Origin of the sequence: Longispora fulva (assembly GCF_015751905.1) — a bacterium.
Lineage (GTDB): Bacteria > Actinomycetota > Actinomycetes > Mycobacteriales > Micromonosporaceae > Longispora > Longispora fulva.
Window position 1 is genome coordinate 398,432 of sequence record NZ_JADOUF010000001.1, and the last position, 13,137, is coordinate 411,568.

Annotated in this window: 12 protein-coding genes; 3 read left to right on the forward strand and 9 right to left on the reverse strand. The window is 71.4% G+C overall.

The genetic code is table 11. From position 1 onward, the window contains the following. Window positions 1-3 precede the first annotated feature (3 nt). From IW245_RS01680 to IW245_RS01705, 6 genes are read right to left on the reverse strand one after another with little or no spacing between them, the layout of a single operon-like run. Window positions 4-786 carry a class I SAM-dependent methyltransferase gene (locus IW245_RS01680; RefSeq protein WP_197001422.1) on the reverse strand — a complete coding sequence of 261 codons (783 nt, stop codon included), beginning with the start codon at window positions 784-786 and terminating at the stop codon, window positions 4-6. After that, the gene (locus IW245_RS01685; RefSeq protein WP_233473165.1) at window positions 783-1,454 is read right to left on the reverse strand and encodes an ATP-binding cassette domain-containing protein; all 672 of its coding nucleotides are present in this window, start codon (window positions 1,452-1,454) and stop codon (window positions 783-785) included. Before IW245_RS01685 ends, IW245_RS01680 begins: the two co-directional genes overlap by 4 nt. Continuing rightward, on the reverse strand, window positions 1,451-2,182 hold the full coding sequence (locus tag IW245_RS01690) for an ABC transporter ATP-binding protein (protein WP_197001423.1): 732 nt from the start codon (window positions 2,180-2,182) through the stop codon (window positions 1,451-1,453). The genes IW245_RS01685 and IW245_RS01690 overlap by 4 nt, the downstream gene beginning before the upstream one ends. Next, window positions 2,176-3,117, reverse strand: a complete 942-nt coding sequence (locus tag IW245_RS01695; RefSeq protein ID WP_197001424.1) for a branched-chain amino acid ABC transporter permease — start codon at window positions 3,115-3,117, stop codon at window positions 2,176-2,178. The genes IW245_RS01690 and IW245_RS01695 overlap by 7 nt, the downstream gene beginning before the upstream one ends. Further along, a complete protein-coding gene (locus tag IW245_RS01700; protein ID WP_197001425.1) occupies window positions 3,114-3,989 on the reverse strand; it encodes a branched-chain amino acid ABC transporter permease in 876 nt (291 codons plus the stop codon). Before IW245_RS01700 ends, IW245_RS01695 begins: the two co-directional genes overlap by 4 nt. Further along, window positions 3,986-5,188 carry an ABC transporter substrate-binding protein gene (locus IW245_RS01705; RefSeq protein ID WP_197001426.1) on the reverse strand — a complete coding sequence of 401 codons (1,203 nt, stop codon included), beginning with the start codon at window positions 5,186-5,188 and terminating at the stop codon, window positions 3,986-3,988. Before IW245_RS01705 ends, IW245_RS01700 begins: the two co-directional genes overlap by 4 nt. Before the next feature lie 178 nt (window positions 5,189-5,366). On the opposite strand from IW245_RS01705, the gene IW245_RS01710 reads away from it, so the two are divergent. Then, window positions 5,367-8,042 carry a sensor histidine kinase gene (locus IW245_RS01710; RefSeq protein WP_197001427.1) on the forward strand — a complete coding sequence of 892 codons (2,676 nt, stop codon included), beginning with the start codon at window positions 5,367-5,369 and terminating at the stop codon, window positions 8,040-8,042. Then, entirely contained in the window at window positions 8,039-8,440 is a 402-nt protein-coding gene (locus IW245_RS01715) for a roadblock/LC7 domain-containing protein (RefSeq protein WP_197001428.1), read from the forward strand. Before IW245_RS01710 ends, IW245_RS01715 begins: the two co-directional genes overlap by 4 nt. 89 nt (window positions 8,441-8,529) lie before the next feature. Here IW245_RS01715 and IW245_RS01720 read toward each other — a convergent pair whose 3' ends face one another. Next, complete coding sequence (locus IW245_RS01720) at window positions 8,530-9,624, reverse strand: lipase family protein (protein WP_307788855.1); 1,095 nt, start codon at window positions 9,622-9,624, stop codon at window positions 8,530-8,532. Between the two features lie 45 nt (window positions 9,625-9,669). Beyond that, window positions 9,670-11,280 carry a lipase family protein gene (locus IW245_RS01725; protein WP_197001430.1) on the reverse strand — a complete coding sequence of 537 codons (1,611 nt, stop codon included), beginning with the start codon at window positions 11,278-11,280 and terminating at the stop codon, window positions 9,670-9,672. A gap of 138 nt (window positions 11,281-11,418) precedes the next feature. On the opposite strand from IW245_RS01725, the gene IW245_RS01730 reads away from it, so the two are divergent. Then, entirely contained in the window at window positions 11,419-12,411 is a 993-nt protein-coding gene (locus tag IW245_RS01730; RefSeq protein WP_197001431.1) for a bestrophin family protein, read from the forward strand. 174 nt (window positions 12,412-12,585) lie between these two features. Here the strand turns inward: IW245_RS01730 and IW245_RS41405 are convergent, their stop codons facing one another. Then, window positions 12,586-12,816: a LuxR C-terminal-related transcriptional regulator gene (locus IW245_RS41405; RefSeq protein ID WP_233473166.1), complete on the reverse strand. Its 231-nt coding sequence runs from the start codon at window positions 12,814-12,816 to the stop codon at window positions 12,586-12,588. Window positions 12,817-13,137 lie beyond the last annotated feature (321 nt).

Below are 13,137 nucleotides of genomic sequence, written 5' to 3' on the forward strand. Positions count from 1 at the left end.
TGGTCATGCGGCCGGCTTGCGGCCCCATGCCGACACCGTGAGGTACGAGGACACCGCGAAGCGCGGATCCGCGAGTACCCGCCGGAACCCGGCCAGGTCCTCGGCCGTCACCTGTCCCGTCCCCACCAGCCGCGACTCCAACTGCCACGAGTTGATCTCGTGCAGCCGCGCGCCCGGGGACCCCGACCGCCAGGGTTCGGCGTGCGCCGTCGCGTTGATGTCGACGAGGCCGTGCCTGCCGAGCGCGCCGTAGATCCTGCTGCCCCAGGCCAGGTCGGCGCCCGCCGCCTTCAGCAGTGCGAGCATCGCCGCGTTGACCCGGGTGAACAGTGCTGCCGCCTCCTCGTCCGGCGCGGACAGCACGGGCAGCCACGTGCAGTCGAACTCCTCGAACAGCAGCCAGCCGCCGGGTTTGAGGGCCCGGACGAGTTTCGCGAGAACCTGCTCGCGAGCCGGCAGGTGCAGCAGTACCAGTCGGGAGTGGATCAGGCCGAACGACTCCGCCGGCAGCGGGTCGGTGGTGATGTCGTGCGCCAGGACCTCGAACGGGCCGTCGAGGAGGTGCGGCTTGATGTCGGTGGCGACCACGGACCCGGTGGGCGCGACCCGCTCGGCCAGCGCCCGCGCGATGGAGCCGGCCCCGGCGCCGACCTCCAGGCACCGCCAGCCCGGGCCGACGTCCAGCCGGTCGAGGTTGGCGAGCGTGATCGGATCCAGGCAGGTCTGCAGGCTGGCGAGCTGGTCGACGGCCAGGTCCTCGGCATTGTCGAACGCGTACGTGGTCACGGCGGTGCCTCTCCGGTGGGTGGGGTCAGTTTTCCGTCGGCCAGGAATGTGACCCGGTCGGCGACGGCCGTGGCGAGCTCGACGCGCTGCTCCACCAGCAGGACGGTGGCGCTGGCCCGGGCCAGCTCCGGCAGCAGCGCCGCCACCCGGGCCGTCACGGCCGCGGCCAGGCCCTCGAACGGCTCGTCGAGGAGCAGCAGCCTCGGCCGGAGAAGGAGGGCGCGGGCCAGGGCGAGCATCTGCTGCTCGCCGCCGGAGAGCCGGTCGGCGCGCTGGGCCAGGCGGTCGCCCAGCCGGGGGAACAGGGCGAGGACGTCGGCGCGGTCGGGCCCGGGACGCCCGTCCCGCCGGCGGCGTCCGGCGAGGGTCAGGTGCTCGGCCACGGTCAGGGGGGCGAAGACCCGGCGGCCCTGCGGTACCAGGGCCATGCCGGACCGGGCGAGCCGGTGGGTGGCCAGGCCGGTGGCGTCGGCCCCGTGCACGTGCACCGTGCCGGCCGTGGGACGCAGGAGGCCGAACAGGGCGTGCAACAGGGTGGTCTTGCCCGCGCCGTTGCGGCCGAGCAGCGCCAGGACCGTCCCGGCCGGCACGTCGAGGTCCAGCCCGCGCAGGACGGTCGAGCCGGCGTACCCGGCGGACAGGCCCCGGACCCACAACGCGGCCGTCACGGGCGCACCCCTGCGAACGCGTCCCGGACGACCGGTGACGACCGGACCTCCGCCGGGGTGCCGGTGACCAGGTGCCGGGCGTTGTCCAGGACGGTGACGGTGTCGGTGAGGCCGAAGACCAGGTCCAGGTCGTGCTCGACGATCAGGACGGTGGTCGCGGCGGGCAGGTCCGCCAGGAGCCGGGCGAGGCGGTCGACCTCCGCGGGTGCCAGGCCCGCGGCCGGCTCGTCGAGCAGCAGCAGGCGCGGGTCGGTGGCGAGCGCGGCGGCGAGTTCCACGCACCGGCGTTCGCCGTAGGACAGTGCCCCGGCGGTCACCGTCGCCCGGTCGACGAGGCCCACGGTGGCGAGGGCCTCGGTGGCGCGGGCGGTGAGAGCGCGGCGCAGGGCCGGTCGGAGCGCGGCGCGCAGCGGGCCCGCCTGCCGGTAGAGGCCCAGGAGCACGTTGTCCAGAGCCGTGAGGGTCGCGCAGGTGGCCGCCTGCTGGTGGGTGCGGCCGACGCCGAGCCGGGCCCTGCGGTGCGGGGGCAGGCCGGCCAGCTCCCTGCCCGCCAGCAGGCAGCCGCCCCGGGCGGGCACCGTGCCGGCGATCGCGGCGAGCAGAGTGGACTTTCCGGCCCCATTCGGGCCGATCAGGCCGTGCCGGCTGCCCGCCGCGATCCGCAGGGACACGTCGTCGACGGCGACAACCGGTCCGAAGGAGACGGTGACGCCGGCGAGGATCAACACCCCAACCCCCTATTTGGGTACCGGGCGCCCGGTCGCCGGCGGAGGCCGGCGAGGCCCCGGGGCAGCGTGTACACCGCGACCAGGCAGGTCACGCCCAGCAGGAGGCCGTTGTGCGCGCCGAGGAGGCCCTGGTCGCGGAGCACCACCAGCAGGGCGGCCCCGGCGCACGCGCCCCACATCGAGCCCGTTCCGCCGATGACGACGGCGAGGAGGGCGAGGGCGGAGACGTCGAAGCCCAGGTCGGCCGGTGAGAAGTAGCGTTGCGCGGAGACCGTGAGCGCGCCGGCCGCGCCCGCCAGGCCACCGGCGACGCCCTGCGCGAGGAGCCGGTACCGGAAGACAGGGTAGCCGTGCGCCCGCATCCGTGGCTCGTGGTCCCGGACACCGCGCAGGACGAGGCCCACGGGTGAGCGGACGAGCGCGGCCACGAGAGCGGCGAGCAGGGCGAACACGGCCAGGACGTAGTAGTAGACCTGCCCGTCGAGGGGGAGCGGGGGAAGGCCCCAGAACGGGACCACATCGCCGATGCCGGCCAGGCCGTCGGTGCCGCCGGTCACGGGCGTCCAGCGCACGGCCGCCTCGTGGAGGAGTTCCCCCACCGCCAGGGTGACCATGATGGCGACGATGCCGTGCGAGCGGGCCACGACGGTACCCGTCACAAGGGCCGCCGCCGTGCCCGCCGCCACCGCCGCGAGGAGCTGGACCACTCCCACCGGCGTCACGGCCCGGGCGACGGTCGCCGCCGCGTAGCCGCCGACGCCGAGATAGGCGGCCTGGCCGAGCGTGGGCAGACCGGTGACGCCGGTCAGCAGGTTCGCGCTCATGGCGAGCAGGCCGAGGATCAACGCGTGCGAGAGCATCAGGACCGGGTAGGGGCCCAGCACCCAGGGCACGGCCAGCGCGGCGACGACCCCGACGACGGCGACGGCCCTCATGTCGCCCGGACCGCGGGGACCAGGCCGCCGGGCCGGGCGGCCAGCACCGTGAGCATGACGCCGAACAGCAGGAACGGCGCGTACGACGGCGCGAGGCGCACCCCGAGGGTCTGCACCTCGCCGACCAGCAGGGCCGCGAGGAACGCGCCGGGCAACGAACCCACGCCGCCGACGACGACCACGACCAGAGACAGCACCAGCACCGTCCGGTCGACGCCCGGACCGGCGCCCAGGATCGGCGCGCCCAGCACCCCGCCGAGCACGGCCAGGGCCGCGCCGGCCGCGAAGACCGCGCCGACGACCAGCCGGGTGTCGACGCCCATCGCGCGGACCATGTCCCGGTCGGCGACGGTGGCGCGGACCAGGGCGCCCAGGGACGTGCGGGCGAGGGCGAGCTGCCCGGCGACGGCCAGGGCGAGGGCCACGGCGATGAACACCAGGCGGTACACCGGATAGGCGTGTCCGAACACGGGCACCGACCCGGCCAGGGCCGCCGGCGGTGAGGCCGGTTTCGCGTCGCCGCCAAACGCCGTGGCGAACAGGTCCGCCGCGACGTAGGCGAGGCCGAGGGTCGCCAGCGCCTGGTCGAGGTGGCCCCGGTGCGCCAGGGTCCTGGTCAGCGCGGACATGGCGAGCCCGCCGAGCGCGCCGGCCACCACCCCGCCGCACACCGCGAGGGCCAGGCCCCGCCAGCCGCCGTCGGCGAACAGGTAGGTCACATACGCCCCGGCGAGGTAGAGCACTCCGTGCGCCAGGTTGAGCACGTCCAGGACGCCGAAGACGAGGGACAGACCGGCGGCGACGGTGTACAGCAGAAGCCCGAAGGCCACGCCGTCCACCGCCGTCACCAGGTATCCGCCCACGGCCGTCATCCGCCGACGGTGCCGAGCTCCTGCACCAGGACGTTCGACAGCGTCGCGCCGTCCTTGCGGACCTGGCGCAGGTACCACTTCTGCACCGGGGTGTGCCCGGCCGCGTCGAACTGCCACGGGCCGCGCGGACTGCTGATCTGGCCCACCTTGCCGATGGCGTCGTTGAGCGTCTGCGACGTCAGTTTCCCGCCGGCGGCGGCGATCGCCTTGTCCAGCACGGCCGCCGCGTCGTAGGTCGCCATCGCGAAGGTGGTGGGCTGGCCGCCGAACTTCTTCTGGTACTCCGACGTGAACGTGCGGTTCGCCGGGTTGTCCAGGTCGGGGGAGTAGTTCAACGAGTTGTAGATGTTCGCGGCGGCGTCGCCCTCGGCGGTCAGCACGCCGCCCTCGGTCAGGAAGCCGGCGGAGTACAGCGGCACCTTCCCCGCCAGCCCGAACTGCTGGTACTGCTTGACGAAGTCCACCGCCGCCCCACCCGCGTAGAAGGTGTACACGGCCTTCGCGCCGGACTCGGCGATCGGCGCGAGGAAGGGCTGGAAGTTCTTCGTCGCCGGGAACGGCGTGTACGCGGGCTTGCCGTCCGGGTTCGCCAGCTTCCCGCCGGCCTTCGTGAACGCCTCCACGAAGCCGCCGATCTCGTCCCAGCCGCCCTGGTAGTCGGGGCCGATCACGTACACCGGACCGTCGACGGCCTTGTGGACGTACTCGCCCATCACCAGGCCCGGCTCGGTGCTGACGTAGGACGTGTGCCAGACCCACGCCGGGTCGGCGAGCTTGGTGGGCCGGCCGTTCGCGCCGACGAGCGGAACCTTGTTCGCGTCCAGCAGCGGCTTGACGGCGGCCACCGAACCCGCGCCGACGACACCGGCGAGGGCGAGAACCTTGTCCTGCTTGATCAGCCGCTCGGCGGCCGGGCGGGCCGTGTCCGCGCCGTCGCCCTCGTCCGCCGTGACGACCTCCACCGGGTGGCCGCCCAGCTTGCCGCCGTTGAGCGCCAGGTAGAGCTGGAAGCCGTTGCGCATGTCGTCACCGACCGACTTGTACACCCCCGACTGCGACACCAGGAGCCCGATCTTGACGGTCGAAGCCGGCGCGTCGGTGCTCCCGCCCAGGCTGGAGCCGCTGCAACCGGCGGAGATGGCGAGCGCGAGCAGGGCCACGAACGGCCGGGCCGCAGTACCGCGGAACGAGGGACGCATGCGACCGTCTCTTTCGGACTCGGGGAGTTGCCGCGAGAGTTGTATCCCGAAGAAGGTGAACACGTCAAGATCCGGAATTTCAGTTAAATGTTATGGGAAATCCTGGACTTCCCCCACGGCCCGTAATCATGGTAGGACTCTCGGGATCTCTTTTCGCCCCTGACTCAAGGATCATCCGGTGAGCCCGGCACCCACCGCATACCCGCCGCATCGACGTGGCACCCTCGCCTTTCTCCGCGACGTCCGCATCCGTTCCAAGCTGGCGCTGATCCTCACCGTCCCCTTCCTGCTCATCGTCGCCCTCGCGGTGGGTCAGCTCCTCGCCCTCGGCGAACAGGCGGGCCAGGCCAGCCAGCTGACGACCCTCGCCACGGTCAACCGCCAGGTCGCCGCGGTGATCCAGCAACTCCAGCTGGAACGCTCGGCCGCCGCGGCCTCGCTCACCGGGGTCGTCGAGGACGCGTCCTATCTGGAGCAGGCCCGGCGGACGGACGTGGAGATCGCGAAGTACGCCGCGCTGGGCGCCCGCCGGCTCCCCGGGCTCACTGCCGGCGCTGCGGCGCTGCTGCGGCGCGTCGACGACCAGGTCCAGGGGCTCGGGCCGCTGCGCCAGCAGGTCGCCCCCGGGCACGCCGTGGCGCTGTCGACGGCGGCGTTTCGGTACCGGACGCTGATCGCCGACCTCATCTCCTACCGGGGCTCCCTCGCCCAGGCCGGGGTGCGCCCCGACATCGCCGACCAGACCCGTGCGGCCGTCGCGCTGTCGTCTGCGAAGGAGTCCGTCCAGCAGGAGCAGGTGGTGGTGCTGCGCGCGCTCGCGTTCGGCCGACTCGACCCGGCCCAGCAGCGCGACTTCGTCGCCACCACCACCGGCTACTCCGAGAGCCTGCTGGCCTTCACCTCGGCGTCGAGTCCCGGGCAACGGGACCTGCTCGACCAGACCGTGCAGGGCGCCGACGTGCTCCAGGCCCAGCGCTTCGAGGGCGCGGTGACCCGGACCCTGCCGAACACGCCGCTGAGGCTCACAGGCACCGCGCTGGACTGGCGCCGGGTGATGTCGGCCCGCGCGGAACTTCTGCGCACCGTCGAGGACCGGGTCGACGCCGATGTGATCGGATCCCTGTCGACCTACCGCGACGCCCAGACCCGCCAGGCCGTGACGTCCGGGGCGATCGTCCTGCTGGTCCTCCTGCTGGCGGTCATGGTCGCGCTCGGCATCGCCCGGTCGATGCTCGTGCCGCTCCGGCAGCTCCGCGAGGGCGCGCTGACCGTGGCGTACGCGTCGCTGCCCGCCGCCGTCGCCCGGCTCCGCGACCTCGACGCGTATGACGGGCCGGCCGACCGGCAGATCACCGTCGCCGAGTCCCCGATCGACATCACCGGCCGCGACGAGATCGCCCAGGTCGGCGAGGCGTTCAACGTGGTGCACCAGGAGGCGGTGCGGATCGCCGCCGAACAGGCCGCGCTGCGCGCCGGGATCTCCCGACTGTTCGTCAGCCTCGCCCGCCGCAGCCAGCTCCTGGTCGACCGGCTGATCGGGCAACTCGACCAGCTCGAACAGAACGAGAAGGACCCCGACCAGCTCGAGGCCCTGTTCGGCCTCGACCACCTGGCCACCCGGATGCGGCGCAACAACGAGAACCTGCTGGTCCTCGCCGGCACCGAGGGCGGCAGGACCGGTACCCGGCACACCCCGTTGTCGGACGTGGTCCGGGCGGCCCAGTCGGAGATCGAGCGGTACACCCGGGTCGAGATCGGCGTCACCGACGTCGGCGTGGAGCTCCTGCCACACGCCGTCAACAACGTCGTGCACCTGCTGGCCGAGCTCCTGGACAACGCCACCAGCTTCTCCCCGCCGGACACCACGGTCCTCGTCGAGGGCCGGCGGGTATCCGACCAGGTCGTCGTCACCATCGAGGACCGGGGGCTCGGCCTGGACCCGGGCCAGCTCGCCGAACTGAACACCCAGCTGGCGCACCCGCCGGCGATCGACACGTCCGTGCGGCTGCTGGGCATCATCGCCGTCGGCCGCATCGCCACCCGGCTCGGCATCACGGTCCGGCTCCGGGCCCGCCCCGAGGGTGGCACGATCGCCGAGGTGCACCTGCCGCCGACCCTGCTCTCCCTGGGCGCCAGGCACTCGCGGACCGCGCCAGCCCCGGCGGAGCCCGCACGCCGCGCGCCGGTGGTGCCGCAGTGGGACGTGTTCAGCAAGGGCGTCGCGAGCCTGCGCGCGGCGGGCCGGCCAGTGCCGGGCGACGCTGCCGGCGTAGCCCCGGCGTCGCGGGCCATCCCGGCCGGCGCGGAGCCCGTGCCGAGCACCGTCGGCGGACCGGTGCCACCCGGGCCGGTTCCCTTCCCGGACCTGACCGCCGCCGCTTCAGGACCGGTCCCCCCGTTGGATCCGGGTCCGGCGGCCACCCCGGTCGACGGGTCCGAGCCGGTCCCCGCGCCCGTGCCGCCGGGCCCGTCGCCGGCAGGGTTCGACGCGGACGCGACGCGGGAGCTGCCGATCTTCCGCCAGGTGGAGACCGCCTGGTTCTCGCGCGGGGACACCGGCGCCGTGCCGGCGCAGCGCGACACTGCCTGGGCGACCGCCGCCGACCCCGGCTGGGCGGCGGCAGCGTCGGCGGCGGAACCCCGGCCGCTGGAGGACACGACGGCCGGACTGCCCCGGCGCGCGCCGATGGCCCAACTGGTCCCCGGGCGGGTCGACGCCGACGAGCCGGACACGCCGATCACCCGGACAGCCGACGCCATGCGGGCATCGTTGACCGCCTTCCAGCACGGCGCCGTACGTGGGCGCGTACCCACCGACGTCCCAGCACCGCGCGCCGAGGAGCACCGAGCATGACAGCCGCCAACAGCACCACGGATCTCGGTTGGCTCCTGGCCGACCTCGCCGACCGGGTACCGGGCGTCGCGCACGCCACCGCCGTGTCCGCCGACGGCCTGCTGATCGCCGCGTCCGAGCAGTTGCCGGACGGCCGGGCAGGTCAGCTGTCCGCGATCATCGCAGGTCTGGTCAGCCTCACCTACGGGGCGACCAGGGTGATCGAGTGGGGCGACGTCGTGCAGAGCGTGATCGAGATGGACAAGGGGTTCATGTTCCTGATGGCCATTGGGGACGGCTCGACCCTGGGCGTCCTCGCCGCGCACGGCTGCGACGTGGGCCAGGTGGCGTTCGAGATGGCCCGGTTGACCGCCCGGGCGGGCGGGAAGCTCGACCCGTCACCCCGGTCGGCACCGTAGCGCCGCCGATGCCTGCGAGTCGACGTGGTTCCCGGGTACTGGTCCCGTCGACGCGGCCGTCTACGACAGCGCCACAGTAGTCGCCAGGTTCATGATCGCGTTCGGTCCGAGTTCGTGGCGATGCGGTGAGTTGGGTGTGTCGCCAGGAGGTCGTGGGCCCACCGCGCGCTGTCGTGCGCCGTGGTGGGGAGGGCGGACAGGTGATTCACGCCTTCGTAGCAGCGAAACGTGGCGTCGGTACCACACTCGCGTAGTTGGGTTTGGAGTCGCGCTGTGCTCTTCGGGGGCGAGAGGATGTCCCGGGTGGTGGTGCACAGCAGCAAGGGCGGGTGGTATCGGGTGACCGGGGGCCGGGCCTCGGCGAGAAGGCATTGGATGTCGAGGCGTCGCATCATGCCGCTGACTCCGAGGTCACTGTTGCGGAACGGTGCCATGGCGGCCCGCATCTGTGGCATGGACGCGGTGGCCGCCACCTCGACCAGTCGGTTCCCGTGGTCGGTCAGGAAGTCGCGAGGCTCGAAGGTCGGGCTGTGTGCTCGCATGCCGGCGAGCAGCATCGGTACCAGCTGCTCGACAGGGGAGTCCTCATCCTTGGTGACGGCGGTGAAGAACGTCGGATAGTCCAGCGGGGCCAGGGCGACCGTCCCACGGAAGTCCAACTCCGGTGCGTGGGACTGCCACAGGAGTGCGGCGTACAGCGCCACGTCGGCGCCTTGGGAGAAGCCGGCGGCGATCACCGGAGCGTCGATCGGCGCTCCGAGGTCTTGGACGGCCCGGGCGATGTCGAGGATGTCGCTGGCGAGCGGCTCCCCGTAGGGGTAGGGAGTGATGCCATGGGCATCGAGCCCCAGGTAGTCCGCCGCGGCCACCACGAACCCTCGTCGCAACCAGGCGGTGAGGTGGACGCGTTCGAGACGGGGCAGACCTCCCAACGACGGAGCGTTCGACCCCCCGATCCCGACCATGCAATGCGCCCAGGTCACGATCGGCCAACCCGTCCCGGACGGCTCGGCCTCGGGAAGGAACACCGAACCTGAGGTCAGCCGTCCCCTGCTCCAGTACCGTAGCCGCATTCCCTGCCGGCTACCCTCGGGCCACAGATCAGCGGGAAGCGCCGAGACGTCGGCCAGAGTGCCTGATGTCCCCGCGAGGACGTGTGGCCGGGCTGAATCGACGAGAGTCATGCTGGACCGCCGGTCGCACCGAGCGTGCCCATGCAGGAGTGTCGGTCAGGCACGGCCGAAGAGCCAGTAGCCGGGGGCCTCAGGATTCTTGCCGAGACAGAAGTCGCGGATGCTGGCGACGATCTCCGTCACGTCGAGGCTGCCGTCGCGGTTGGTGTCGAGTTCGGCGAGAATCTCGCCCGATTCGTTCTCCCCGACGCCGCACCCGGCGAGCAGGGCGCGGAACTTCTCCCGGGTGAGCACCTGGCCGTCGGGTTCGACGAGTGCGATGACCGCTCTGGCGAGGGACTCCACTGTGGTGTCGAATTCCGGCGAGGTGGCGACGTCGGATGAGGCAAGGAACTCTTCGAGACTGATGGTGCCATCGCCGTCGATGTCGAGCTGTTCTCGCAGCACGCGCCAGAGTGCGCGGTATCCCGCACGGATCTGCCTGGCCAGCGGCGCACCAGGGGCCTGGCCGAAGCGTTGTACCAGCCGCAGCGCCAGTGCCTCGAAGTCGCCGGCACTGAGGTGGCCGTCGCCCGTGGCGTCGAGGACCCGAAACCGCCTGTCCCTGCCGGAGTCCCTCCCCACTGCCGGTCGGAGATCACCGGATGCGGTGTCGACCAGCGCACGGGCCCAGGCGGAGGCGTCCAGCCCTGCGGGTTTCAACAGTTCGAGGTGGTCGGCGCCGTCATAGCCGTGGAAGGTGACGTCGTTGCCGGCGGTCTTCATCTCCCCTGCGAACGCCGCGGCCTGCGCCGCGGGCAGAATGGGGTCGAGCTCTCCGGCACCGATGAACAGCGGACGATCACATCGGGTGACCGGCAGGTCGGCGTACGCGAGGAGGAGCTGCACCTCGCGGCGCTCGGTGAGGCCGGTGAAGCCGGCGTCGTCGTTGCTCGTGGTCGCCGCCGCCTCCTCGACGGCACCCATCGACTGCGTTGCCGCCAGGTTCAACAGACGCATGCCCTTGTCCGTGAGGAACCGTTCGGCCGCGAACTCGGGGTGCGTCACCTGTAGTCCGGCCAGGACCACGGGAACGAGAGCATCGACGAGCTCGTCGCCCTTGGTGGTCCTGAGCGCGATGAAGTCGATGAACCGCACCGGCGGGGCCAGGGAGACGGTGCCGCGCAGGTCCAACTCGGGGGCGTAGGAGGTGCACATGATGGCCGTGTAGAGCGCACCGTGGCCGCCCTGGGAGAACCCCCCGATCACGGTGCGGGTGTCCACCGAGACATCGAGCTGGTGGACCGCGCGAACGATGTCGACGATGTCGTCGGCGATCGCCTCACCGTTGAGGTACGGGTGCGGCTCCGGAGTCCCCAGACCCTCGTAGTCGCTGGCGGCCACGACGAACCCTTGCCGCAGCCAATCGGAGAGGTGTTCACGCTCCGCGGGAAGCAGGCCCACCCGGGATGGTGCGTTGTTGCTGTTGAGCCCGACCGTACAGTGCGCCCACCCCAACACCGGCCGGGTCGCCCCCGCCGACCCGGCCTCGGGCACGAAGACCGAACCGGCGACGGAACGCGACCTCCCGAGGTAGTCCACGCCCTGGTACTCGATGCGGAAAGCGTCCGCCGCGCCCACCGGCCACAACTCCCGGGGCAGCTTCTCGGCATGGAGAAGCGTTCCAGGCTTGCACTCGGAACCAGACAGCCGCACCTCGGACCGCATAGTCGCCAACCCTCCACACGCTGCTCCGCAGGGTGGCTCCCTCTTCGGCCAGCCCAGCAATTTGGACAAACTATACCGTAACGTCGTCTGGCGCGCCTGTCCGCCCTGCCCGTCATGTACCACTAAACTCTTTTCCTGATGATTGACTACGATCCGAAAAACTGGGCATCGGTCGTGGTGCGGTTCCACGGAACGATCGCACCGCGGCTGGTTGTACGAGTGGGCATCGCAGCCGGCCTTGGCCTCGTGGCGGCGCTGCTCAACACGCGAGGGTTCAAGATGTCGGCCACCGCGCACACGCTCATCGGTGTCGCTCTGGGGTTGCTGCTGGTGTTCCGCACCAACGCCTCGTATGAGCGGTACTGGGAGGGGCGGAAGCTGCTCGGTGTGATGATCACCCGCTCACGGGACCTCGCACGGCAGGTGACCTCTTTCCCCCACAGTGATCTGCCATGTGTGCAGCCCGCGGTGGCTGATGTCTGCCGGTACCTGAGCGCGTTCTTCAAGCTCGGCATGCAGAGCTTGCGAGGCGAGCGGGACCTGGCCGCACTCGGCGACCTTCTGACCGCCGAGGAACGGAGTGTCCTCCAGCCTCACGCGGCCCGCGCGCCGATGATGACCTCCCTGATGTCGGCCCGCATCGCGGAGTTGGCGCGTGCCGGTGCGCTCGAACCCCATCACGTCATGGTGATGGACGCGAACATCACCGCGCTTCAGGACGCTTTTGGCGGATGTGAACGCATCGTGCGAACCCCCGTGCCGTTCGCCTACGCGCAGCACATCAAACTGGCGCTGCTGCTGTTCACGGCCACGGTGCCGTTCGCGATCGCCGACACGACCCGTTGGTTGACGCCGATAGCAAGCGCCTTCATCGCATACGCCCTCATCGGCATCGATGAGATCGGGGTCGAGATCGAAGAGCCGTTCGGGCATGATCCCAATGACCTGCCCATCGACAAGATCGCCCAGGCGATCGCGGACGGCGTGGAAGACATCTCCAGCGCCTCGGTCATGGCCCGGCGACTCACGGCCGGAGGCGACTCGTCCGTCGAGGTGCCGACTGTCATGCCCAAGGCGAAGAACGTTTCACACCCTGAAGGTGCCATGGCTCAGGAGGGGGCGCGTGCCTGACCCCCTGTTTCGGGTACTCCTATGCCGGCGGACGAAAGCGCTCGACGGAACGATGCCTAGCCGCCCTCGGACGGTCCAACGCCTCGATGACCCGCGCGCTCGTCATCGAGCACGTCTCCCGCGTCTTCAGCGAACGTGGCCTGGACCAGGCAGGGGAACGGACCTTGACAGTGGCTATCCAACGCCCGGTGTGATCCTGGCCGTGGACGCACCTGTGGGCTGGCGGTCGATGAAGCCGGCGCGGTAGGCCCACACGACGGCCTGGGTGCGGTCGCGTACCTCCAGCTTGGCCGGCAGGTTCCTGATGTGGCTCTTGACGGTTTCCAGGGTGACGTACACCGACCGGGCGGTCTCCGCGTTGACCCCGGCGATGCCGGGTCGCTGCCTGCGCGGCCGACGTGGCACCGCCGGATTCCGGCTGTTGCCGTGCGCGGAGATGTGGAGCCGGCTATGTCGGCGAGCGGCGGGAAATTGCAGTGTTCACCTGGCGGGACAGTGTCGGCGGTCAATGTCGCGCCTCAAATTCATCATCCACAGTGGTGTCGTGGCGAAAGGGCACAGTGGATGTCAGAGTTTCGATGACTGCCCCTACAGGGACTGGCTGGTTCGCGGCCGGACCATATTCGCGACCATTGGGCGGCCGGCTCGACGATGACGGCGTGCCCGCGGCGGAGCGGCCGCTTGCGGGCCTGGGTGAAGTTGTTTGCAGCAACCAAGCGCCGGCGG